Raw genomic sequence first — 23,894 nt, 5'->3', positions numbered from 1 at the left:
ATGAAGTATTTTTTATTTCTTTTTTTATGTTTTACCGGTCTTTCTGCTTCCGCGCAGTGGTGGCGTATCGGTCCGTTAAAACATAAACGCTACCCGCAGATAGCGCCTGTAAAAAACTATGTTTTCAATAAAAATTACATCCTTGGTTCATCGCAGGTAAAACCGGTGCCAATCAAGGCGGTTAAACTACGCAGCTACTACGATCTTACGCAGGCCGAAAACCGCTTTATGAAAAGCGCCCAGCATAATATGCGCTTTCGCGAATATAACATAGCCAGCTATAACTTTAGCGATTTGGCTAAGGTTTATATGGAGCTTAACCGCCTGTCAGAAGCCAAATGGTTTTTGCTGCAGAGCAACCGGATATCGCGTTTGCAGAATGACCACAGGCACACTTTTTTGAACCTGCTTTCGCTTGCATCAGTAAAAATTGATATGGGCGATGTTAGCCTGGCCCGTGAAGACCTGATTGAGGCACGCGGCATAGCCAACGCACGCGGCTGGCGCAGTGAGTCGGCAGAAGTTGACAAAAAGATACAATCCATAAAAGATGTACGTAACTCGGCACCCAAAGCCGAACTTAAATATGCCGATATGCCCCCGGCTGAAACCAAATCAAAATAAATTAAGCTTTTTGTAACAAAAGGGTAATTTCAGGCATCAATTACAATAGAAATCAAACAATATCGTATTATTGTTATTCAATAGTTTACGATACAGGACAGCCCGGATGGCTGTCTTTTTTTACATTATTAATTTACAAAGGCACAAGTATTGATGTTGGTTATAAACCCCGACCTAAAAACGGTAAAAGATATGTTTAAGAAATTATATGCTGTGTTGGTTATCGGCGCTGCGCTCTCTTGCCAGGCCTCTCCATCAAAACCTACAAAAGTACCCGGCTCTAATGATCTGCAGCCTGATGAGCAGCAATCCATCGTGTTACAAAACGTAACCGAAATGGTTACCAAATACAACTATAAAAAGATCGATCTGAACGACTCCATCTCAGGGGTGATATTTGACCGTTATATAAAAGCGCTTGACGGTAACCACAATTACCTGCTTGAGTCGGACGTGAAGGATTTTGAAAAATTCAGGCTGATGCTTGATGATGATATGAAAGCCGGTAACCTGGCCAACGTATTTTATATTTTTAACGTTTACCAAAAGCGTTATAACGACCGCATTAATTACTCGATCAAAAAGATCAACGATAACTTTGATTATGCTAAGGATGAAACCTTCACTTATGACCGTGAAAAGCTTCCTTGGGTAAGTTCCGCGCAGGAACTGGACAAGCTTTGGAGCGGTCGTGTAAAGTACGATCTGCTTAACCTGAAGCTGGCCAATAAGGATATGGCCAAAAATAAGGAGACACTGCGCAAGCGTTATCAAAACCTGCTGTCGCAGTCGAACAAGCTGTCAAATGCGGACGTATTCCAGATATTTATGGATTCGTTTACCGAGGCTGTTGATCCGCATACCAATTATTTTACGCCATCAAACGCGGCGAATTTTAATATCGAGATGTCGCGTTCGGTACAAGGTATAGGCGCTTCGCTGCAATCAGAAAATGAGTATGTAACTATCAAAACCATTGTTCCGGGTGGCCCGGCTGATAAAAGCAAGCAGATCAGTGTTGACGACCGTATTGTTGGTGTGGCGCAAGGTAAAACCGGCGAGTTTCAAAATATCATCGGCTGGAGGATAGAGAATGCTATCGCCATCATCCGGGGTACTAAAGGTACTGTAGTAAGGTTGGAGATTTTACCGGCAGGCGCTACTGCGGGCAGCAAACCAAAAGTGGTTGAAATGGTGCGCGAAAAGATCATCTTGAAAGATCAATCAGCCAAAAAAGAGATCAAGACATATAACCAGAATGGTAAAAACTTTAAGATCGGTATTATCTCCATCCCGGCCTTTTACCTCGATTTTGACGATTACCGTTCAGGCAACCCGAACTATAAAAGTACAACCCGCGATGTTAAGCTGATATTAGACAGCCTGAAGCAAGCAAAGGTTGACGGTGTGGTGATCGATCTTCGTCAGAATGGCGGCGGCTCGTTAACTGAAGCTATTGAGCTTACCGGTTTATTTATTAAGGATGGCCCGGTAGTACAGGTTAAAGATGCCCGTAACCAGATTGAGGTTGATAAGGACGAGGATCCGGATATTGCCTACAGTGGCCCGCTGCTTGTAGCGGTTGACCGCTTCAGTGCCTCAGCTTCTGAAATTTTTGCCGGTGCTATTCAGGATTATGGTCGTGGCATTATAGCAGGTACACAAACTTATGGTAAAGGCACTGTGCAGAGCGCGATCAATTTGGATAAGGTGATTACCACCACACTAAGCGAAAAAATATCATCGCTTGTAGGTAAAACAAAAACGGTAGGTACCGGCAGCCAGAACAAATTTGGCCAGTTAAACCTTACTGTAGCCAAATTTTACCGCATTAGCGGTGGCTCAACGCAACATAAAGGTGTAATGCCCGATATCAGCTTCCCGTCTATCATTCCGTTAGATAAATACGGGGAGGATACTGAGCCTTCAGCGCTGCCTTATGACGTGATTGCGAAAAGCCAATACGCAAAGGTAGGCGATTTTGCTACCGTGCTGCCTCAGCTTAAAAAGCAGCACGAGCAACGTATGGCACAAAGCGCAAGCTATAAATATTTGATTGAAGACATTGCAGAGTTTAAAAAGACCGAAGCTGAAACCAGCGTTACGCTAAACGAACAAAAGCTTAAAAAAGAGCGTGATGCTGACGAGCAGCGTAACTTTGACCGCGCTAATCAACGCCGCATTGCAATGGGTTTACCAGCACTTAAAAAAGGCCAAACTAAACCACGTAATGAGGACCTGGACTTTATAAAAGTAGAGGCCGGACAAATCTTGATCGATTATATTAATACAGATAACAAGCTTACCACAGTTTTTAAATAAAATTGCGGCTAAATTATTGGTTAACAGCCCGCACTATAAACAAGTGCGGGCTGTTTGCGTTTGTGTAAAAACGATGGAAGAGAAAGTGGTTATATGGAAGCGGCTCGCCGACTACAAATCGGTGGAGCATTGTTTGGTTACGGCATCAGCTACTGATATAACCATATCATCAACCATTGCCGGCACGGTAAATGAGCAGGCGTTTGAAGTTAATTACTCGCTGCTGCTTGATAGCGGCTGGAATTGTAAGGAAGTTTACATTGAATATATAAGTGATGGTACTCCGCGAAGTTGGCATTATGTAAATATCGCCGGTGGGTGGCTTGGCGGTACAGATACCCAGCCGTTGCATTGCGATTGCATTGACGTTGACATAAGTGTTACGCCGTTTACCAATAGCCTGCCCTTTAATCGCCTTAAATTACAGCCGGGCCAAACAGCCCAAATTGAGGTGTTGTATTTTGATGTAATGGCACATAGCGTTTTTACAACTACGCAAAAATATACCTGCATTAATGAGCAAACCTATAAATTTGAAGTGGCAGATGGTAGTTTTGCAGCTGAACTTACCATTGACAGCGATGGTATGGTAACCAGTTACCCGGGCTTATTTGAGCGCATGTATAGCTATACTCAATAAACTCAATAAGGGAAACTGAATTTACCCATTAATATGGCTGGATTTTTACCAATGGCGATGGGTTCTCCCGCAATAGTCTCGTTACCCAGTAATGCAAATAATATCGCTTCTTTAGCATCGGGGTTAATACCCAATGCACCGGTTGTTAATACGTTTGCTTGCGTTAAATTCTTTTTTATGTAAGAAATAATTGCCGGATTGCTTGCGCCGCCACCACTTGCGTAAATGGTTACGTAAGTGTTTACGTAAGTTTTTACGAAGTTTGAAATGCATTCACCTGTATAAGCAGTAAGGGTAGCTATCAAATCCGCCGGCTTAATAGTATCGATTTCCAAATCTGATAATATTTGCTCAACAAAAGCGAGATTAAACACTTCTGGCCCTGTAGTCTTGGGTAACTTTTGCTCAAAAAACGGATGTTGTAATAAGGCCTTCAACAAAATTTTATTTACAATTCCGGATAGGGCTATAGCGCCGTCCTTATCATACGGTTGATCAAAATACTTTTTGCAGGCAGCATCAATCAGCGTGTTACCCGGGCCAATATCGGTGCTAAATACTTCACTTAAATTTTGCGAAGCGGGCAGCCAGGTAGCATTGGCAATACCGCCAATGTTCAATAATAAACGACTTTCGCCGGGTTCGCTTCCTAATAATACATCGGCATACAAAGCTAAGGGTGCGCCCTCGCCACCGCCCGCAATGTGTTTCTGCCTAAAATCGCTAATGGTGATAATGCCGGTCTTTACGGCGATGTGGTCGCCGTCGCCAATCTGTAACGTAGCATTGGGGTAGCCTGATTGGTTATGCTGCCTTGCCGGGGCGTGGTAAACAGTTTGACCATGACTGGCAATGTAGTCAACCTCAGCAGGTTTTATTTGCCATTGATTAAGCGCTTGCAATATCAGTTCCGCGTGATAACTGCCGATGTGGGCATTCAGCAATGTGAGTTGCTCCATATCAGCCTGGCGTTTAGCAAACACCTGCCGAACTTCATCTTTAAATAGGTCGTCGTAAGGGATGGTAACAAAGTTCAGCAGCTCAAACCGGGTTTGCATACCATGCCCGTTAAAGCGGCATAAAGCGATGTCCAACCCATCCAGCGAGGTGCCCGACATAAGGCCAATCCCCAGCCGTTCATCCTTTTGGGCGATGTTGAACAGTTGCTGCAGGTTACGGTTAAGTGCCATGTTAAATCAAAGTTATTATAATCAGTGTTTTTGACAGCTATAATTTTTATGTTTGAGAATAAACTAATGAGATGAGCCAGCCTGTTTCAAAACGCCTTTTATCGCTTGATGTTTTTCGTGGCGCTACTGTTGCCGCCATGATACTGGTTAATAACCCCGGCACCTGGGAGCATATCTACGCCCCGCTTGAACATTCCAAATGGCACGGCTGCACACCAACTGATCTGATCTTTCCTTTCTTTCTGTTCATCGTCGGCGTGTCTATCGTTTTTGCGATGGAAAGTAAAAAGGCTGATCCGGCTAACCATGGTAAAATGATACTTACTGCTTTTCGCCGCATGGTTATCCTGATCGTCATCAGCCTGGGCACGCATTTGCTTTTCCATCCCGGTTTGGCCACCATGCGGATACCCGGGGTATTGCAGCGCATCGCGGTGGTTTTCTTTATTTGTACAGTGCTGTACATAAAAACCTCGCAGCGCACGCGCGATTGGGTGTTTGCATTGTCATTGATCGGCTATTACATCATCATGTGTTTTGTGCCGGTTCCAGGCCATGGCCCTGCCAACCTGGAACCCGAAACAAATATGGGCGCCTGGCTTGACCGGTTGGTGTTTACCGAAAATCATTTGTGGAGCCAGGCGCGCACCTGGGATCCGGAAGGCTTGCTGGGTACTTTGCCCGCCATTGGTACTGGTTTGTTCGGCATCAGGGTAGGATCATGGCTTAAACAAAAGGGTACCGAAGATAGTGTTAAAGTTACCTGGATGCTGACTTATGGTGTTGCCGCAGTAGTGCTGGCGCTTGTATGGGATATGTTTTTTCCCATCAATAAATCATTATGGACAAGCTCTTTTGTGCTGTACACCGGCGGTTTAGCCACCATTGCCCTCGCTATTAGTTACTGGCTGATCGACGTAAACGGGCGCACGCGCTTTACCGGCTTTTTTATCCCCTTTGGGGTGAATGCTATAACGGCCTACGTACTATCAATGTACATACCGCATTACCTGGGCAAGCTCAATTTATACCAGTTATGGTTTGAGCCCTACTTATCGCCATTGAACGCCTCGCTGGCGATGGCTATATTTTGGGTATTGCTGATCTGGGTAATTATGTGGGTGCTATATAAGCGGAAGATCATTATTAAAGTATGACCCCACCTAATCCTCCCCGAGAAGGAGGACTTAGGTGGGATGGCTGAGAATTTCTCCCGGTACTTTGTTAAAATGAAGTGCCGGATTTTAATCCCAAACGCTGTTGTTGGCGGTAAGTATAACCGGTTCGCCGCCGGTTACAAGTATAGTATGCTCGTGCTGGGCAACAAAGCCGCCTTTATTACCGATTAGTGTCCAGCCGTCGCTTTGGGTTTCGGCTATGGTTGATGCGGTTGAAATAAAGGTTTCGATGGCTACGGTTGAGTTTTTTTTAAAACGGGTAATGTTGAAACGGTCGCGGTAGTTAGCTATCTCATGCGGCTCTTCGTGCAGGCTTCGGCCTACGCCGTGGCCGGTAAGATTTTTAATCACCGTGTAACCCGCTTTTTTGGCTTCGGTTTCAATCAATAAACCAATGTCGGCTATTTTAACACCGCCCTTTATTTGCGAGATGGCTTTTTTCAAGATCGCTTTTGAAGCATCCACCAGTTTTTGATGGCCATGAATATCCTCACCAATTACAAACGAGCAGCCATTATCTGCCCAAAAACCATTCATCTCTGCTGAAACATCAATGTTGATCAGGTCGCCGCTTTGAATAACCTTTTCGCCAGGTATGCCGTGGGCTACCTCGCCATTCAGGCTGATACAGGTATAACCCGGAAACTTGTAAGTTAAGTATGGAGCCGAGCGTGCGCCATAGCTCTCCAGTATTTTATTGCCCAGTTCATCCAACTCTTTAGTGGTGATGCCGGGTACAGCCGCTTCGCGCATTTTTTTTAGCGTGATGGCGCACACTTCGCTGATGGCTTTCATCCCGGCCAGTTCTTCTTCAGTTGTAATAGACATAGTTTAAAATTAGCAAAAAGGATGCGATGCAAATTAAGCGGCACATCCCTGATATAAATTAAGCGGATGGATAATAATGATTATTGAAACCGCTCCTTTAAATATTCCCCGGTGTAGGAGTTCTTTTCCTTAATCAAATCTTCGGGCAGGCCTTCAAATACCACATTGCCGCCCCGGTCGCCACCCTCGGGGCCGATATCGATCACCCAATCGGCACACTTGATTACGTCCATATTGTGTTCTATCACAATGATCGTATTACCGTGTTCCAAAAGCGCATCAAACGATTTTAACAGCTTCTTAATGTCGGCAAAGTGCAGGCCTGTGGTTGGCTCATCAAAGATAAACATGGTTTTGCTGGTGTTGTTACCCTTAACCAGGAATGATGCCAGCTTAATACGCTGCGCCTCGCCGCCCGACAGGGTATTTGATGATTGCCCTAACTGCACATACCCTAAACCAACATCAACCAAAGGTTTTATTTTATTGATGATCTTGGTCTCCTTGGCGAAAAATTCCAGCGCCTCGTCAATCGTCAGGTTCAGTACTTCGGCTACGTTCTTCTCGTTATAGGTAACGTCCAATATATGCTGTTTAAAGCGGTTGCCGTTGCAGGCCTCGCAAGTCAGGAATATATCGGCCATAAACTGCATCTCTATCTTCACCTCGCCTTCGCCCTGGCAAACATCGCAACGGCCGCCCTCCACGTTGAAGGAGAAGGCCGATGGCTTCAAGCCACCTGCTTTAGCTGCCGGTTGTGCCGCGTAAAGGTTGCGGATCTCGTCCCAGGCCTTAACGTAAGTAACCGGGTTTGAGCGCGACGAGCGGCCTATCGGGTTTTGATCTACCAGTTCAACCTGCTCAATTTTGTTGTAGTCCCCCTCAATGGCATCATAAGCGCCGGTTTGTTCACCGCTGTAGTTACCCAGTGTTTTTTGCAGGGCCGGGTGTAATATACGTTTTACTAAACTGGTTTTGCCCGAGCCTGATACACCCGTTACCACCGTTAATACCCCTAACGGGAATTTAGCCGTTACATGCTTCAGGTTATTTTCGCGGGCGCCTTTTACGGTGATATGATCGTTCCATTTACGGCGGTGAGCGGGGATAGCAATTTCTTCCCTGCCGCTCAGGTATTTTCCGGTAAGGCTGTTTTCATCCTTGATGATCTCTCCGTAATTGCCGCTAAAAACCAGGTTGCCGCCATGTGTACCGGCTTCGGGGCCAATGTCGATGATATGGTCGGCGGCTTTCATTACCTCTTCCTCATGTTCCACAACCAATACGGTATTGCCTACATCACGCAGAGATTTTAGTACGCCGATCAACCGGTTGGTATCACGCGGGTGCAGGCCTATGCTTGGTTCATCCAACACGTAAACCGAGCCCACCAAACTACTGCCTAATGAGGTAGCCAGGTTTATACGCTGCGACTCACCGCCCGAAAGTGTGTTTGACAAACGGTTAAGTGTAAGATAGCTTAGACCCACATCGTTCAAAAAATTCAAACGGTTGGCGATCTCAGTAAGCAAACGGCGGCCAATGGTTTCGTCGTGTTGTGATAGTTGCAGCTCACTAAAAAACTGGTAAGCTGTATCCAGCGGCATCAACACAATATCGGTGATCGACTTACCATCTATCTTAACATAAGATGCATCCTGGCGTAAGCGGCTGCCCTTACACTCGGGGCAGGTGGTTTTACCGCGGTAGCGCGAAAGCAGTACACGGTATTGTATCTTGTAAGTTTGTTCTTCCAGTTCCTTAAAAAAGGCGTCAAGCCCCTGGAAATAGCTGTTCCCTTTCCAAAGCAGTTGCTGCTGCTCGGGTGTTAGCTGGTTATATTGGCGATGGATCGGAAAATCAAACTTAATGGCGTTCTTCACCAGGCGGTCGTTCCACTCGCGCATTTTTTCGCCGCGCCATGGGGCAATGGCGCCCTCGTAAACGGTTTTGCTTTTATCGGGGATAACCAAATCCTCGTCAATGCCGATCACCTTGCCGTAGCCCTCGCACTTTTTGCAGGCGCCGTAAGGGTTGTTAAAGCTGAAAAAATTTGGCGATGGTTCTTCAAAGCGCATACCATCCAGCTCAAATCGGTCGCAAAAAAAGCGTTCCTGCTCAGCGTCTTCGTCCTGCTGTTGCCAGCGTACAAAGCAATCGCCTTTGCCTTCAAAAAAGGCGGTTTGTATGCTATCGCCCAGGCGGCTTATGGTTTCTTCCTCGCTGTTTTTGGTTATGCGGTCAATTACAATTCGCACAACAAAGTCTGCTGTCTCAGGCTCTGCTGTTTTGGCTTTGCCCTTCTTGGGCTTTGTGTCAATCTCTTTATCGGCAGCGATGCTCTCATCCTCCAGCAAAGCCTCAATACGAGCCAGTTTGCCATTGTACTCCACCCTTACGAAACCCTTTTGCAACAATACCGCAAGTTCTTCCTTCAGGCTGCGGTTGTTATGCGGATGCAGCGGAGCTAAAATGGTTACCTGCGTATCATCGGCCAGGGCCATAATAAAGTTGATCACATCGGTAACGCTGTCTTTTTTTACAATTTGCCCGGACACCGGCGAATACGTTTTGCCGATGCGCGAAAAAAGCAGTTTCAGGTAATCATATATCTCGGTTGATGTACCCACGGTTGAGCGTGGGTTAGAGGTAATCACCTTTTGCTCAATAGCGATAGCTGGGGCTATGCCTTTAATATAATCTACATCGGGTTTGTTCATGCGGCCCAAAAATTGGCGGGCGTATGATGAAAGGCTTTCTACATAGCGGCGCTGCCCTTCGGCGTACAGCGTATCAAACGCCAGTGACGATTTGCCCGACCCCGACATGCCCGTAACCACTACCAGTTTGTTTTTAGGTATGGCAACGTCAATATTTTTAAGGTTGTGCACGCGGGCACCTTTTATGATGATATTTTGTTGAGCGTCTTTTTCGGCTTCGTTTATCATTAGCAGCTTATGGTCAATGGTCCATAGTCAATGGTGAAGATAAGGCATAGACTATGGTCTATGGGCTATCAGCTATCGACTAAAATAAGAAAGTGCAAAAATCCTAAAATGTTTAGCAAAAAGCAAATCATTTCATGTAGGCTAATGTCATTTAAACCATCGTCGCTTTCAGGGGTTTGTTTCTGAGTGAATATAAACAAAAAAGCCATTCGACTTGGTAGATATAAACAGGTCAAAATGGCTTTTAAAGCTATATGGTTTAAAGCTTAATCTTCCTTAACAATTCTTTTGGTAACTGATTTTGAACCTTGTTTTACCGTCAGATAATATGCGCCGTTTAGCGGCAGGCTGAATGCTTTGGTAAATTTGCCGTCAGTAGCTTTGCCTGTCCATAACACTTTATTGTCGCTGTTTTTAAAAATTACTTCGGCGGCGGTTTTGCTGTCAAGCGTAAAGCTAAGTAGGGTATTACCGGTAGCGAAGTTTGGCGTGAGGTAAATGCTTTCCAGGTTAAGAATGTTGGCTTCGGGATTACCAGTTTTTGGGTTGGTTGCATTCGGGGCATCAGTTACTTTGTAGCTGATGTTGGTGCTGATGCCCTCATTATCTACATTGCTATAATTGAAGCTTTGCGTATTTCGGCGATTATAGCTATATGGTAGCCTAACCGATCTTAGGGATGTATATTCAGGAGATCCGTTTATCCAATTTCTACGGTAATCGAATGCCATGGCGGGGTCGCCCAGCTTTTTGATCTTAATATCGATATTCTTAGCCAGGCTATCGGTCACTAAAACATCATTGTCGCTAAAAAAGCGCATGTCACCATTGTTCAGGTCGCTACGCTCTATGATCACGTCCTTATCGTCGCCCTTGCCTTTGCGTTTAATGATAACCCGGCGTTTGTTATCACCATCGCGAAAGCTAAAATGCGCGCCATTGGTACCCGGCAGGTAGCTCAGCGCCTCATCGCGGTCTTTACCTTTCAGGTCCTTAATGTTTTTGCCGTTAACGGTGGTATCACCATCCTTAATGCGCACCTCTATGCGCTTATTTACAATTTTTTCGGCATCTTTATTTTTATCCTGGGCAGATACCAGCGGTGGCAGGCCAATAATGGCTACAAGGCTTAAAGCAAATATGCTTTCAAAACCGGGGTTTGATAATAGCTTTTTCATGATATGGGAGTTAAGTATGCGTTTGGTTTTCACAAAGCTATCAATTAGCTAAATACCAAGATGTTAAATGGTTGAGTTTAATTGTTAAATATTGTTAAATGGCTTAACAAAAAGTGTAATTGCCCTACATTTGTAGTTAAGGATGAAGAAAAGGAGTATAGGATTAATAATTGGCCTGATGGGTTTCGCGCTGTTGGGGGTAATGGCCATGCAATTTTATTTTTTGCGGCAATCATACCTTATGCAGTCTGAACTGTTTGACCAGACCGTAAACGAGGCGCTTAATAATGTAGCCAACAAGGTAGCCAAGCAGGATGCCATGAAGTTTTTGAATGCCAAGGCGAACGATAACGACCGTATAGTAAGGATAAAACAAAAACAGATAACCATTACGCAAAGCGCTAATGCGACTCCCGCTCCAAAGAAAAACAATAAAAAGCTCGATCAAAAAAAACGAGCACTGCTGCGCGATAGCCTCAACCGCATGAGCCTGCGTAAAACACAGGAGGAACTGCTGCAGGATGTATACAATTTCAGGATAAGGGTTGAGGAATATACCGATGAATATGGTGATGTATATGGCCGCATGATACCGGAAGTGGTGCGCCGCGATCTTAAACCCGAAAAGCGTGTAAAAAAGATCAAGGTTAAAAAATACGATACCCTACGGTATGTTTACCTCGATCCGCAGTTTGGTAAGCAGATCATATCCGTGCCGCGCATTAATCCACTCTGGCAGCAGGAGCAGGATCGCATCAGGAAAGAGGAACAGCTCAATAAAATAAAGCGCCTGCTTGAAGTAGATTCGCTGCAAAACCTGGCAATAACAGAGGCTCCGGAAGTTAAAAGTACGGCCAAAACCACGGTGATCGAGAACCTTGCCGAAGAATACAGTAAAACCAACGAGCCGCTTACCAAGAGGGTAAGTAAATTTTGGATTGACTCGCTGCTGCGATTTGAGTTGCATAATAAAGGCATATATCTGCCATTTAGCTACGAGGTGCTTACCGCTAATAATGATTCGCTGATATTTGCCAACGCCATGGATACCAGTAAAGGCACCAAGCCAGTGTTTGTGGCCGCCAACACCTATCAAACGCCCATTTTTAGTAATGAGATGGTGAACGATCCTGGCAAGATCAGGATCGCCTTTCCGCAAAAAAGCTCGCTGATACTGGGCAGGATGGGAGCAAGCATGGCCACTACCGCCGGTCTTTTGCTGGTGCTGGTGTTTTGCTTCGGATATACTATATTCTCCATTATCAGGCAAAAAAAGATATCAGAGATGAAGATCGACTTCATCAACAACATGACGCATGAGTTTAAAACCCCGGTGTCAACCATCATGATAGCCAGCGAAGCGCTTAAAGATGATGAAATGACAGGCGACAAAGCCCGTGTATCGCGCCTGGCCAATATTATATATGAGGAGAACGTGCGCCTGGGCAGCCATATTGAAAGAGTATTAAACATTGCCCGTTTAGAGAAGGATGACTTTAAGCTCGACACCAAACCGGTTGATGTGAACGAGATGGTTAGCCTGGTGCTGGACAGCATGGCGCTTAAGCTGCAAAAATGCGGCGCTGAAGTAACTACTGAGCTGGAAGCCGAAAAGCCGATGATTATTGCCGATGAGCTGCATTTCTCGAATGTGCTGTATAACCTGATCGATAACGCTATCAAATACAGTAAGGATGCGCCGGTGATCAGCATAAGCTCCCTGAATAAAAATAGCAGCATCATAATTAAAGTTGCCGATAAAGGCATAGGCATGAGCCGCGATCAGCAGGCCAAAATATTCGAACAGTTTTACCGCATACCTACCGGTAATTTGCACGATGTTAAAGGCTTTGGCCTGGGCCTGAGCTATGTAAATTCTATCGTTAAAAAGCTTAACGGCACCATCAGCGTTCGATCAGAAAAAGAAAAAGGCTCGGAATTTGAATTGAAATTCCCGCTGGCATGATTACCTTACCCCACAAATGAAGAAGATACTGCTTGTTGAAGATGACCCTAACTTGGGCTTGCTATTACAGGATTACCTGCAGCTTAAAGGCAAGTTTGATGTTGTATTATGTAAAGATGGCGACGAGGGCCTCAGGGCGTTTACCAAAAGCACGTATGACTTGCTGATACTCGACGTAATGATGCCTAAAAAAGACGGCTTTACGCTGGGTAAGGATATCCGGAAGATCAACCAGCATATTCCCATTATCTTCGCCACGGCCAAAGGCATGATAGAGGATAAGACCGAGGCCTTTAACCTGGGGGGCGATGATTACATCACCAAGCCCTTCCGTATTGAGGAGCTGTTGCTACGTATAAACGCGCTTTTAAAACGATCAGAGAACAGCGAGAAAAAGACAGAGGAACAGCAAACCCAGTTTAAGATAGGCCGTTATAGTTTTGACTATAAAGGCCAGGTAATTATCATTGGCGAACAGGTGCAAAAACTATCAACCAAGGAGGCTGAATTGTTGAGGTTGCTGTGCATGCGCAAAAATGAGGTACTTACCCGCGAAGAGGCGCTGCTAAATATATGGCATGATGATAATTACTTTAACGGCCGCAGTATGGACGTGTTTTTAAGCAAAATACGCAAGTACCTGAAAGACGACCCGAATGTAGAAATAATTAACGTGCATGGCCGTGGTTATAAGCTGCTTATCAATTAAAACAATTAATAAAATATTGTTGTTATCGTAACGTTTTTGTTATATTGCATATACTATAAACTTGAAAATTGAAATGCCATGAGAATAGTGAGAACTTACTACGATTACTATTTCGGCAGCCTCGATAAACTATTTGAAAAGGTTTGTGCTGCTGGGATCTACTAACAAAAAAAGAGCTGCAATTACTTACAGCTCTTTTCTTGTTTTTATGCTATCCGGTTGTTTATTCAACAACGCTTACTTTTAACATATTGGTTTTGCCTTGCGTTACAATTGGCACTGATGCCGTATTTATTACGATATCCCCGGTCTGGATCAGGTTTTCTGATTTCAGCGCGTTGTTTACATCGCTGATGGTTTGATCAGTGCTGTCCAGTTTATCGTAATAAAATGCCTTAACACCCCAAACAAGGCTCAATGAATTTAAAAGCTGCTTGTTTGATGTAAAGATAAAGGTTGGCGCTTTAGGGCGGTGGCTTGAAATTTCGAAAGCAGTGTAACCTGAAGTGGTCATGGCTACAATACCTGCTGCATCAGTTTGCTCGGCAAGGTAAACGGCCGATCCGCAAATGGCATTGCTTAAAAACGTTGGCTCCTGGTTATCAAGCTTGCCTTTTTTGCTGTAGAACGGATAACCTAATTCTTCAACGTTGCGGGCTATCTTAGCCATAGTTTCAATAACGATAACCGGGAATTCGCCTACTGATGTTTCACCGCTCAGCATAACTGCGTCAGCGCCATCAAGTACAGAGTTGGCCACATCGTTAACCTCGGCGCGGGTTGGGCGCGGGGTTGTGATCATTGACTCAAGCATCTGCGTAGCTACGATAACCGGTTTTGAGGCCGCGCGGCATTTGCTGGCAATCATTTTTTGCAGCAACGGTACTTGCTCCATCGGCATTTCAACACCCAGGTCGCCACGGGCAACCATTATGGCATCGGTTACCGCAATAATTTCGTCTATATTATCGATAGCCTCGGGCTTTTCAATTTTAGCGATGATGCGCGCAGGGCTGTTGCGCGAATTAAGCACACGGCGTGCATGTACAATATCTTCAGCTTCGCGAACAAATGAAAGCGCGATCCACTCAGCGTCATTATCCAATGCAAAATGCAGATTAGCAAGGTCTTCCTCAGTTAAGCTCGGGATAGATACCTTAGTATTTGGCAGGTTAACACCTTTGCGTGATGTAAGTATACCGCCATGTACAACCTCGCAAATAACGGTATCAACGCGGTTGGTTTCAAGCACGCGCAATTGCAGTTTACCGTCATCCAGCAAAATAATCTCGTCAACCTTTACATCCTGCGGAAAAGTTTCGTAAGTGATGTAGATCTGATCATCATCTCCGATGCACTCGTGCGTGGTCATTTTAATTTTTGAACCATTAACCAGGTGCACACCGCCGTCTTTTACCAATCCTATACGAATTTTTGGCCCCTGTAAGTCGGCAAGGATGGCCACGTTAGTTTTGTATTGCTCGTTGATCTCGCGGATCAGGTCAATTGTTTTTTTGTGGTCTTCGGTTTTACCGTGCGAAAAATTAAGACGGCAAACGTTAACGCCTGCCTTTATCATTGACAACAGTACGTCTTTTTGTGCCGATGCAGGGCCCATCGTGGCAACAATCTTTGTTCGGTTGTAGTTTAATTTCATATATGGGTTGATTTATTGTATCTTAAATATAGGTATGGTGTTAGTTAAACACTCAAAAAATCCGGCGCTAAAATAGTAGATTTTCACGGGATTTTAACTTTTTAGGGTCAATCTTTACGGCGGCAACTATTTCTGGTATCTTATTTAACGAGGTTACGAGTGTATCAAGGTCATCACTATCTATATAATTTTTTATCATTATAAAATAGTCTGTACTCCGCATCTCGGGCACCAGGTAGCCCTCGGCACCTTTGTTGGCAATAAAATAAAAGTCGGTTTCGCTGGCTTCCCAGCTATCATTATATATAGAGAAGTAGGCCGGCTCTTTGCCCGCGTTTATATCAATTTCAAGATCGGCAGCCTTGCAAAAGTTAAAATTGAGGTGCTTATTAATAAGGTAGCAGATGCGATAATCCTTTAACGAAGTGGTTATTGCTATCAGTATAAAATCCAGATCGATCTCAAACTTTAATACTTTCCTGTTCAAAATCATTATTTTTGCTTTGTAAAATTAGTAATTCAAACCGTTGAGATAAAATTTTGTTACTCATAATTATGCAAAAGTTTTACATTTGATATTTAACAGAATTTATTTTTCTTTGCATCGAAAAAATTATTAATCATTAAATTATTAAGACTATGTCTGATATCGCATCAAGAGTAAAGGCTATTATCGTAGAAAAATTGGGTGTTGATGAAAGTGAAGTAACACCTGAAGCAAGCTTCACCAATGATCTTGGTGCCGACTCTTTAGATACTGTAGAGCTGATCATGGAGTTTGAAAAAGAATTTAACGTAGCTATTCCTGATGATCAGGCAGAAACTATCGGCACTGTAGGTCAGGCTATCGCTTACCTTGAGAAAAACGTTAAATAAGACTCCCAATAAAACTAAATGGAGTTTAAAAGAGTAGTAGTAACGGGGCTTGGAGCACTTACTCCAATTGGTAACAATGTTGCAGAATACTGGAACGGGTTGATCAATGGGGTAAGTGGTGCTGCCTTGATAAAGGGTTTTGATGCAACGAACTTCAAAACCCAGTTTGCCTGCGAAGTAAAGGGCTTTGATGCGGATGCTTTTCTGGGCCGTAAGGACGCACGTAAACTCGATCCGTTTGTACAATACGCGTTATTTTCAACCGAAGAGGCTATAAAGGATGCTGAGCTGAACTTTGAAGCGCTTGATACTAATCGTATCGGTGTTATCTGGGGGTCAGGCATTGGCGGCCTTAAAACTTTTTTGGATGAGGTAACCAATTTTGCAAAAGGTGATGGTACGCCGCGTTTCAATCCGTTCTTTATTCCAAAAATGATTGCGGACATAGCGCCGGGCCATATTTCAATTAAATATGGTTTGCGCGGGCCAAACTTTTCAACCGTATCAGCATGTGCTTCATCAAATAACTCGCTTATTGATGCCTTCAATTATATTCGCCTGGGTAAGGCTGATATGTTTATAACAGGCGGATCAGAAGCGATTATCAATGAAGCTGGTATTGGCGGTTTTAATGCCATGCATGCCCTTTCAACACGTAATGATGATCCTGCAACCGCATCAAGGCCGTTTGACCTTGACCGCGACGGTTTTGTGGCCGGCGAGGGTGCAGGTACCATTATACTGGAAGAGCTTGAGCATGCACTGGCACGTGGCGCTAAAATTTACGCCGAAATGGTAGGTGGCGGCATGAGTGCCGATGCATACCACATGACAGCCCCGCACCCTGAGGGCTTGGGCGCTGCCCGTGTAATGATTGCCGCGCTTGAAGATGCAGGTATGACCCCCGCCGATATTGATTATGTAAACGTGCATGGCACATCAACCCCAATTGGTGACCCGCAGGAAGTTAAAGCTATACAGGACGTGTATGGTGAAGATGTTTACCGCATCAATATCAGCTCAACCAAATCAATGACAGGGCACTTGCTGGGTGCTGCCGGTGCTGTTGAGGCAATTGCTTCAATTCTGGCGCTTAAACACGGCATCATCCCGCCAACCATCAATCACTTTACTGATGATCCGGCGTTTGACCCTCGCATTAACTTTACTTTTAACACAGCCCAGAAACGCGAAGGCATGAGGGCCGTACAAAGTAATGGTTTTGGTTTTGGTGGCCATAACGCATCTGTAATATTTAAAAAGTACGAAGATTAAGTTTTTTGAATGCCTATAAATCGGTTTTACAAGCTTTATCTATCGCCTAACAGAAAATACGTTAAAACATTAAAGAACTTGCTCGGCTTCGTGCCGGGCAATTTGTCTTTATACCGTATGGCATTTCGCCACAAATCGGTAGCGCAAAACGTAAAGAACGGCGTAAAGAACAGCAACGAACGTTTGGAGTTTCTGGGTGATGCTGTATTGGGTAGCGTTGTGGCCGAGGTGCTTTTTAAATTATACCCTTATAAGGACGAAGGCTTTTTAACCGAGCTACGTTCCAAAATCGTGAGCCGGGTAAATCTTAATCAACTGGGCCGTAAGCTGGGCTTTGAGCAATTGGTGGAGTATGATACACGTATACTGAGTACCGGCAGGCAGGGTTCATTACTTGGCGATGCCTTTGAGGCGCTTATCGGAGCTGTGTATCTGGATAAAGGCTACGAGTTTACCAAAGATTTTCTGATCAACCACATCATTAAATCGCATATCGATATCCACACGCTGGAAATGACCGAAACCAACTTCAAGAGCAAGCTTATTGAGTGGTGCCAACGGCATGGTAAGGATATCAGTTTCGATCTGGTTAGTAACCAGGAAGGTGAAAGCACCAAATTGTTCACCATACAAACTATTATTGATGGAGAGCCACTTGGCCTTGGTAAGGAGTTCAGCAAGAAAAATGCGGAAAAACTATCGGCCGAAAAAGCCTGTGAGGCTTTAGGCATTTAACGTTCTCACAAATAATTAATCACTTCTTCGTGCGGTATCGGTAGGTTTAACCACAAACGGGTTTACCTTCAGCGGGTCTTTGTTGTTTTTGTAATACTCGTATTGCCGCTTCACGCGCCTGATTAATTCGTAGTCATTCCAAGCGCGAATATCTTCATACGATGGCATGTAATAGTTAATGAATTTCTCCGCTTCTTCATCGCTAATGTCCAATGTGCGCTTGATGAAGGATATATTATAGCGCCGGTTTATTTCGTCCTGCTCCAGTTCGGCTTTTGTGAATTTGGCAAAGCGTTTTGCCCGTCCCGGGGTTTTGCCAAACAGTTCGTACAAACCCGTTAACGGCGACATTAAGAAGAATAGCGCCGGCGGATTGCCATTGAAAAAAGAGCCTTGCCCACGATAGTCGCGCATTACCTCGCTTAGTTCCTGCCGTTTGGTAGTGCCCTTAATTCGTACCTCGTCAAGCTCATGGCTGCTCATTACTTCCATGTATACGGCAATCTCTTTGTTACTACCTGCTACCTGCCGGTAATTGGTAAAACCTTTCTTTTCAAATAACAGGGTATCGCCCGGGTTGGCCTTTATGTTGAAGATCCCCAGCTCATCCGTCATCATGATGGTTTTTGTTTTCAGGTTAGTAACCAGCGCCTGCGCAATACGTACTGATGAATTGTAACGGTATACAATGCCCGTTACGGTATTCTGCTGTGCCTTTACAGCGAAGGTTGACAGGATCAGTACTACGATCAATAAGTATTTTTTGATGCCCATTAAGTGATATGTAGATCAACGTAAACATAACCATAGTATTTTGCATGGAGATGCTAAAAAGTGTTAAAGCGGTTATTAGCAGGAAAAACCCTATCTTTGCGCATGATAAAATCCATGACAGGGTATGGAATAGCCAGTGTTGACTCGGGCGGAACAAAATACACCGTTGAGATCAAATCCCTGAACAGTAAATTCCTCGAACTTTCATTGCGTTTGCCTAAAATGTTTGCTGAAAAAGAGTTTCAGCTACGTAACGATTGCAGCAAAAGTGTTGAGCGTGGCAAGGTAAACCTCAGTATAAATGTTGAGCAAACCAGTTCGGCCGTAAAAGCAGCCGGTATTGATAACGACCTGCTTAAGCATTACTATCAGCAGCTAAAAACCGTTAGTGCGGAATTAGGTGAGCCATCAGGTAATCTGTTGCAGTTGGCGTTAACATTGCCTGAGGTGGTAAAATATAACGAAGAAACGGTATCTGAAGAGGAATGGAAAACCGTTGAAAAGGCTTTTAAACAAGCGCTGGAGGGTTTTTTGCAATTTCGTAAGGATGAGGGCCGCGTGCTTGAACTGGATGTTAAGCAACGCATAGGTACTATATTGGACAACTTAAGGGCTGTTGAAGCAGAGGACCCGAAACGTGTGCCGGTTATCCGCGAGCGGTTGAACCAGTTTTTGGCTGATGCTGCAGGCGTTGAGGTGATAGACCACAACCGATTTGAGCAGGAACTGATCTATTACATTGACAAGCTTGACATCACCGAAGAAAAGACCCGCTTAAAAAGCCACTGCGATTACTTTTTACAAACCCTGGCTGCCGACGATGCGAGCGGTAAAAAGTTAGGCTTCATAACCCAGGAGATAGGCCGCGAGATAAATACCATTGGTTCAAAGGCCAATGATGCCAACATCCAGAAACTGGTAGTGGGTATGAAGGAAGAACTCGAAAAAATTAAAGAACAGTTGTTAAACGTATTATAGTCATTGGTCAATAGTCATTAGTCACACAGGTTGATTAATGGTGCTAAGACCAATGACTACTGACCAATGACTACTGACCATATGGAAGGTAAACTTATTATATTCTCCGCACCATCCGGAGCGGGTAAAACCACTATTGTGCATCACCTGCTTGGAAAAATGCCGGAGCTTGAATTTTCAATTTCGGCCACTACAAGGCAGCCGCGGGGTGCCGAAACACACGGACAGGATTATTACTTCATCAGCAAAGAGGAGTTTTTACACCTGATCGCCAAAAAATACTTTGTAGAGTTTGAGGAGGTATATACAGGCACCTTTTACGGTACCCTGCGTACCGAGATAGAGCGCATCTGGAGCAAAGGCAAAACCGTGATATTTGATATCGATGTAGAGGGCGGCCTCCATCTTAAACGTAAATACGCAGACCAGGCCTTAGCCATATTTGTACAACCACCGTCAATGGACGTGTTAAAGCAGCGGCTGAGCGGCCGGGGTACTGATAGCCAGGAAAAACTTAACGAGCGTTTTGCCAAAGCTGAAAAAGAGCTGTCTTATGCACCCAGGTTTGATGTTATCCTGAAAAATTACGATCTTGATACTGCCTGCGCCGAAGCTGAAGAACTGGTAAGAAATTTCATTAACCCCTAACCCCTAAAGGGGAATAATAATTGGGGCCTAACTGTTAACGGAGAAGAGATGAATATAGGCTTGTTATTCGGTTCGTTTAACCCTATACATATAGGGCACTTAATTATAGCCAACTATATGGCCAATCATACTAAACTTGATAAAGTATGGCTGGTAGTGTCGCCGCAAAACCCGCTTAAAAAGTATGGCGACCTGATCAATATGTACGACAGGCTGGAGATGGCTAAACTGGCTACTGACAACTCAACCTCTATAGAAGTGAGTGATGTGGAGTTACGATTGCCTCAACCATCGTATACCATTGATACGCTTGCTCACCTTAAAGAAAAATACCCGCAGCACGAGTTTGCGCTCATTATGGGTTCTGACAACCTGATCTCGCTGCCTAAATGGAAAAACTATAAACTCATTTTGCGAGATTACCAGATATACGTATATCCGCGGCCCGGTTACGAGAACGCCGAACTGGCATCGCATCCATCCGTAACCATTACCATGACACCGTTGATGGAGCTATCGGCAACATTCATCCGCAAATCCATCGCCGAAAAAAAGAACGTACAATATTTTGTGCCTGATGCGGTGCTGGAGTTTATCCGCAATAAAAACTTGTATAGTTAAAAGCTGTATATTTATATAAAATGTATTGCGATGGTAATTACCAAAGATAAGTTACAGCAAATTGTTGATCACATGCCTGATCATGTTGATGTTCAGGAGGTGTTTGATCGTATAATACTCTCTGCAAAGTTGGAACAGGCCGAAAAGGAGATAGAGAACGGAGAAGGCACAGATTGGCAAGATCTAAAGAAAGAGATGGATTCATGGTGAGAATCATATTCTCCAAAACTGCTAAAACTGATCTCAAAGAAATAGTTGATTACATCAAGCGGGATTCTGCTAATTATGCGGCACTCGAGAAACGCAAAATCATGAGCGCGATTGACCGGTTAGCAATCCAGCCCGAAATAGGTACGGTATTATCTACAATCAGCATCAAGTACCGTAAAATGGTATTTGGCAATTACTTGGTTATTTATACCATCATCTCTCCGGAGCAAATAAACATCCTTTCCGTACACCACCACGCGCGCTCTTTTACCAATAACCCTGCTTTTAAGGATGATGATTAAATGGTAACTTTGCCATTGTGAGCGAAAAAACCATTTTAAAACTGCAACTGCCTACCGACCCCAACTGGGTAAAAAATGTAGTAGAAAGCAATATTGAAGAAATACTGACCGACCATGCTTTTTGCGAGCAAAAGGCAGCCAGCAATGCTATTACCCTGATTGTACAAAATCCCAACCTGTCTGACCTGGTACAGGAAATGGCGGCACTGGTTCAGGAAGAAATGGACCACTTTAAACGCGTGCACGATATTATTCTGGAGCGCGGCTATGTACTTGGCCGTGAACGTAAGGATAATTACGTAAACGAACTGGTAAAATTCATGAAGAAAGGCGGTAACCGTAACGAGCAATTGATTGACCGTTTGCTTTTTGCCGCCATGATAGAGGCACGCAGTTGCGAGCGTTTTAAGGTGCTGTCCGAAAATATAAATGATCAGCAGTTATCAGAATTTTATCATGAGTTGATGATAAGCGAGGCTACGCATTATGCCACCTTTATCCGCCTGGCCCGAAAATATACCGAGGGTATTGATGTGGATAAACGTTGGAAAGAGTTTTTGGATTACGAAGCGCAGGTGATCCAAAACTATGGCAAAAGCGAAACCATCCACGGGTAGACGGTAGTGTTTAGTAAACATCAGGAAGGATGCATCCCACTACGTTTATTAAATAATTATCCATCATATCAATATCAACCACATCGTTCATATAACCTATGTACATATCGGGCCGTACCATGATGGCTTTTTTTTGGCCCTCTTTAATCCCGAAGAGATCAAACACCGAAACGTTATTTTTTGATGGCGGCAGGTAGAATAAATTTATGCTGCCGTTATATTTCTGCGTTATCCATTTGGCCAGGGTAAATATATCTATCTCCTTAAACTTACCCAGCACCAATAATGTAAAGCCGGGCTTGCTGCACCAGGCATGCAGGTCGGTTGGTTTTTGTGTGCGCTCGTCAAATATTGCTATATAAGGCAGGCGGTCGCCGGCCTTGATTGTAGCGTGCTGACTCAAATGCAGGTTAATGCAGCTATCGCGATAGCTGATGCCGGTTTGAGATATGGTGCGAAATAGGTTTTCCCGTAATTTGGGCTCTTTCCATAGGCGTTTAATAACGCGTGGCAGTATAAAACGTTTAAATATTGAGGTAAGCCAATGGGTTGAGGTAATAATGTTAAAAGCCCTGTCGGTAGTTTTAAGCAATTGTTTGGCAACAGGCATGCGTTCGGCCGCATAGCTATCCAGTATTGCCGGGTGTAATTTTTTATTAATAACACCTGCGAGTTTCCAGGCCAGGTTGCAGGCATCCTGAAGGCCGGTGTTCATGCCTTGCCCGCCAACAGGGGAGTGCACATGTGCGGCATCGCCAATTAAGAAACAACGCTGCTGCCTGAATTGCGCCGCCATACGATGATGCAGTTTATAGCTAGTAAACCAATTGCAGCGGTTGACTTTTAAATGTTGTTCTGTTATTTTGTAAAGCGACGGCAAAATGTCATCCAGTTGCAGTTCCTGCTTGTTTTCCAGTTCAGGGGGAATGTCACCAATAATTCTGTAGCTCCCTGCTTCGGGCAGCGGGAAAAATGCGGCCAATCCCTTTTTAGCAAGATAAAGCTGTATGTTATCATCGGGCACGCCATCCAGTTTCACATCGGCCAGGTAAAACTTATTGGGGTAAGTATCACCATTAAAGCTTACGCCCATCTGCTTGCGTACGGTACTTCCGGCCCCGTCGGCACCTATCAGCCAATCGCAGGTTAGCAGATGTTCTGTACCCCGCTCGTTTAGTGTTACCGTTACAGTACCATCAGTTTGCGTAGCGTTTATAAGCGATGTGCTCCAATAAACAGGGCAGCAGGCAGTGGTAAGTTCATCCAGCAGCAGGCGCTCATTTTTGCTTTGCGGATAAAACAACACAAACGGGAAGGGCGTCTGCTCTTGGCCAACGCCGGCAAATGAAAGCGAAGCGATGTTTTTGCCTTGCAGATTAATGTTTATGCCGGATGCTTTTCTACCTTCGGCAAGCGCACGATCCACAATACCCAGCTGCCGGTATATTTCCAAAGTTCGGGCTTGTACGGCTAAAGCTTTGGTGTAGCGCGTGGGGCCGTCCTTGCTGTCAATTATAAGCGGTTGAATGCCGTAGCGTAACAATTGTGCCGCCATCATCAATCCCGAAGGGCCCGCGCCAACTATTAAAACACTGGTATGCTGATGCCCGCCTATCAT

The 23,894-nt window shown here is 44.5% G+C and carries 23 protein-coding genes; 15 read left to right on the top strand and 8 right to left on the bottom strand.

From position 1 onward, the window contains the following. The 3 genes from ABD960_RS17075 (at nucleotide 1) to ABD960_RS17065 (ending at nucleotide 3,586) form a co-directional block, all read left to right on the top strand. Entirely contained in the window at nucleotides 1-624 is a 624-nt protein-coding gene (locus ABD960_RS17075) for a hypothetical protein (RefSeq protein ID WP_345332979.1), read from the top strand. A gap of 192 nt (nucleotides 625-816) precedes the next feature. After that, nucleotides 817-2,946 carry a carboxy terminal-processing peptidase gene (locus tag ABD960_RS17070; protein ID WP_345332976.1) on the top strand — a complete coding sequence of 710 codons (2,130 nt, stop codon included), beginning with the start codon at nucleotides 817-819 and terminating at the stop codon, nucleotides 2,944-2,946. Between the two features lie 73 nt (nucleotides 2,947-3,019). Further along, nucleotides 3,020-3,586, top strand: coding sequence for a putative glycolipid-binding domain-containing protein (locus ABD960_RS17065; protein WP_345332973.1), 567 nt, complete (start codon nucleotides 3,020-3,022; stop codon nucleotides 3,584-3,586). Nucleotides 3,587-3,588: 2 nt separating this feature from the next. Here the strand turns inward: ABD960_RS17065 and ABD960_RS17060 are convergent, their stop codons facing one another. Next, on the bottom strand, nucleotides 3,589-4,776 hold the full coding sequence (locus tag ABD960_RS17060) for an anhydro-N-acetylmuramic acid kinase (protein ID WP_345332971.1): 1,188 nt from the start codon (nucleotides 4,774-4,776) through the stop codon (nucleotides 3,589-3,591). Nucleotides 4,777-4,847: 71 nt separating this feature from the next. On the opposite strand from ABD960_RS17060, the gene ABD960_RS17055 reads away from it, so the two are divergent. Then, nucleotides 4,848-5,933: an acyltransferase family protein gene (locus ABD960_RS17055; RefSeq protein WP_345332969.1), complete on the top strand. Its 1,086-nt coding sequence runs from the start codon at nucleotides 4,848-4,850 to the stop codon at nucleotides 5,931-5,933. An 87-nt stretch (nucleotides 5,934-6,020) separates the two neighbouring features. Here ABD960_RS17055 and map read toward each other — a convergent pair whose 3' ends face one another. The 3 genes from map to ABD960_RS17040 form a co-directional block, all read right to left on the bottom strand. After that, on the bottom strand, nucleotides 6,021-6,782 hold the full coding sequence (gene map, locus ABD960_RS17050) for a type I methionyl aminopeptidase (RefSeq protein WP_345332967.1): 762 nt from the start codon (nucleotides 6,780-6,782) through the stop codon (nucleotides 6,021-6,023). 80 nt (nucleotides 6,783-6,862) lie between these two features. Beyond that, on the bottom strand, nucleotides 6,863-9,730 hold the full coding sequence (gene uvrA / locus ABD960_RS17045; RefSeq protein ID WP_345332965.1) for an excinuclease ABC subunit UvrA: 2,868 nt from the start codon (nucleotides 9,728-9,730) through the stop codon (nucleotides 6,863-6,865). Nucleotides 9,731-9,996: 266 nt separating this feature from the next. Beyond that, nucleotides 9,997-10,908, bottom strand: a complete 912-nt coding sequence (locus ABD960_RS17040; RefSeq protein WP_345332962.1) for a T9SS type A sorting domain-containing protein — start codon at nucleotides 10,906-10,908, stop codon at nucleotides 9,997-9,999. A 142-nt stretch (nucleotides 10,909-11,050) separates the two neighbouring features. Here ABD960_RS17040 and ABD960_RS17035 point away from each other — a divergent pair, with 142 nt between their 5' ends. After that, nucleotides 11,051-12,874, top strand: coding sequence for a sensor histidine kinase (locus ABD960_RS17035; protein ID WP_345332959.1), 1,824 nt, complete (start codon nucleotides 11,051-11,053; stop codon nucleotides 12,872-12,874). A gap of 16 nt (nucleotides 12,875-12,890) precedes the next feature. Next, entirely contained in the window at nucleotides 12,891-13,583 is a 693-nt protein-coding gene (locus ABD960_RS17030) for a response regulator transcription factor (RefSeq protein ID WP_345332956.1), read from the top strand. Between the two features lie 223 nt (nucleotides 13,584-13,806). On the opposite strand, the gene pyk is transcribed toward ABD960_RS17030, so the two are convergent. Both pyk and ABD960_RS17020 read right to left on the bottom strand, forming a co-directional pair. Then, the gene (pyk, locus tag ABD960_RS17025; protein ID WP_345332954.1) at nucleotides 13,807-15,240 is read right to left on the bottom strand and encodes a pyruvate kinase; all 1,434 of its coding nucleotides are present in this window, start codon (nucleotides 15,238-15,240) and stop codon (nucleotides 13,807-13,809) included. Between the two features lie 67 nt (nucleotides 15,241-15,307). Beyond that, a complete protein-coding gene (locus ABD960_RS17020) occupies nucleotides 15,308-15,733 on the bottom strand; it encodes an IPExxxVDY family protein (RefSeq protein WP_345332951.1) in 426 nt (141 codons plus the stop codon). Nucleotides 15,734-15,879: 146 nt separating this feature from the next. Here ABD960_RS17020 and ABD960_RS17015 point away from each other — a divergent pair, with 146 nt between their 5' ends. From ABD960_RS17015 to rnc, 3 genes are read left to right on the top strand one after another with little or no spacing between them, the layout of a single operon-like run. After that, a complete protein-coding gene (locus ABD960_RS17015) occupies nucleotides 15,880-16,116 on the top strand; it encodes an acyl carrier protein (RefSeq protein ID WP_008508386.1) in 237 nt (78 codons plus the stop codon). 18 nt (nucleotides 16,117-16,134) lie between these two features. After that, nucleotides 16,135-17,391, top strand: coding sequence for a beta-ketoacyl-ACP synthase II (fabF, locus tag ABD960_RS17010; protein ID WP_345332948.1), 1,257 nt, complete (start codon nucleotides 16,135-16,137; stop codon nucleotides 17,389-17,391). Between the two features lie 9 nt (nucleotides 17,392-17,400). Beyond that, a complete protein-coding gene (rnc, locus tag ABD960_RS17005) occupies nucleotides 17,401-18,126 on the top strand; it encodes a ribonuclease III (protein WP_345332946.1) in 726 nt (241 codons plus the stop codon). A 15-nt stretch (nucleotides 18,127-18,141) separates the two neighbouring features. Here the strand turns inward: rnc and ABD960_RS17000 are convergent, their stop codons facing one another. Further along, nucleotides 18,142-18,900, bottom strand: coding sequence for a hypothetical protein (locus tag ABD960_RS17000; RefSeq protein ID WP_345332945.1), 759 nt, complete (start codon nucleotides 18,898-18,900; stop codon nucleotides 18,142-18,144). A gap of 102 nt (nucleotides 18,901-19,002) precedes the next feature. On the opposite strand from ABD960_RS17000, the gene ABD960_RS16995 reads away from it, so the two are divergent. The 6 genes from ABD960_RS16995 (at nucleotide 19,003) to ABD960_RS16970 (ending at nucleotide 22,276) form a co-directional block, all read left to right on the top strand. Then, on the top strand, nucleotides 19,003-19,878 hold the full coding sequence (locus ABD960_RS16995) for a YicC/YloC family endoribonuclease (RefSeq protein ID WP_345332943.1): 876 nt from the start codon (nucleotides 19,003-19,005) through the stop codon (nucleotides 19,876-19,878). Between the two features lie 81 nt (nucleotides 19,879-19,959). Next, nucleotides 19,960-20,526 (top strand): guanylate kinase, encoded by a 567-nt coding sequence (gmk, locus tag ABD960_RS16990; protein ID WP_345334472.1) that lies wholly within the window; start codon nucleotides 19,960-19,962, stop codon nucleotides 20,524-20,526. A gap of 48 nt (nucleotides 20,527-20,574) precedes the next feature. Continuing rightward, the gene (gene nadD, locus ABD960_RS16985) at nucleotides 20,575-21,147 is read left to right on the top strand and encodes a nicotinate (nicotinamide) nucleotide adenylyltransferase (RefSeq protein ID WP_345332941.1); all 573 of its coding nucleotides are present in this window, start codon (nucleotides 20,575-20,577) and stop codon (nucleotides 21,145-21,147) included. A 30-nt stretch (nucleotides 21,148-21,177) separates the two neighbouring features. Further along, nucleotides 21,178-21,357 (top strand): hypothetical protein, encoded by a 180-nt coding sequence (locus ABD960_RS16980; protein ID WP_345332938.1) that lies wholly within the window; start codon nucleotides 21,178-21,180, stop codon nucleotides 21,355-21,357. Next, complete coding sequence (locus ABD960_RS16975) at nucleotides 21,351-21,659, top strand: type II toxin-antitoxin system RelE/ParE family toxin (protein ID WP_345332935.1); 309 nt, start codon at nucleotides 21,351-21,353, stop codon at nucleotides 21,657-21,659. The genes ABD960_RS16980 and ABD960_RS16975 overlap by 7 nt, the downstream gene beginning before the upstream one ends. Nucleotides 21,660-21,676: 17 nt before the next feature. After that, nucleotides 21,677-22,276, top strand: a complete 600-nt coding sequence (locus ABD960_RS16970) for a MiaE family protein (protein ID WP_345332932.1) — start codon at nucleotides 21,677-21,679, stop codon at nucleotides 22,274-22,276. 10 nt (nucleotides 22,277-22,286) lie between these two features. Here ABD960_RS16970 and ABD960_RS16965 read toward each other — a convergent pair whose 3' ends face one another. Further along, the gene (locus ABD960_RS16965; protein ID WP_345332930.1) at nucleotides 22,287-23,894 is read right to left on the bottom strand and encodes an FAD-dependent monooxygenase; all 1,608 of its coding nucleotides are present in this window, start codon (nucleotides 23,892-23,894) and stop codon (nucleotides 22,287-22,289) included.

Source organism: Mucilaginibacter defluvii, from assembly GCF_039543225.1.
GTDB classification, from domain to species: Bacteria; Bacteroidota; Bacteroidia; order Sphingobacteriales; family Sphingobacteriaceae; genus Mucilaginibacter; species Mucilaginibacter defluvii.
Note: the sequence above shows the minus strand (reverse complement) of the source record. Positions and strands in the feature narration are given on the sequence as shown.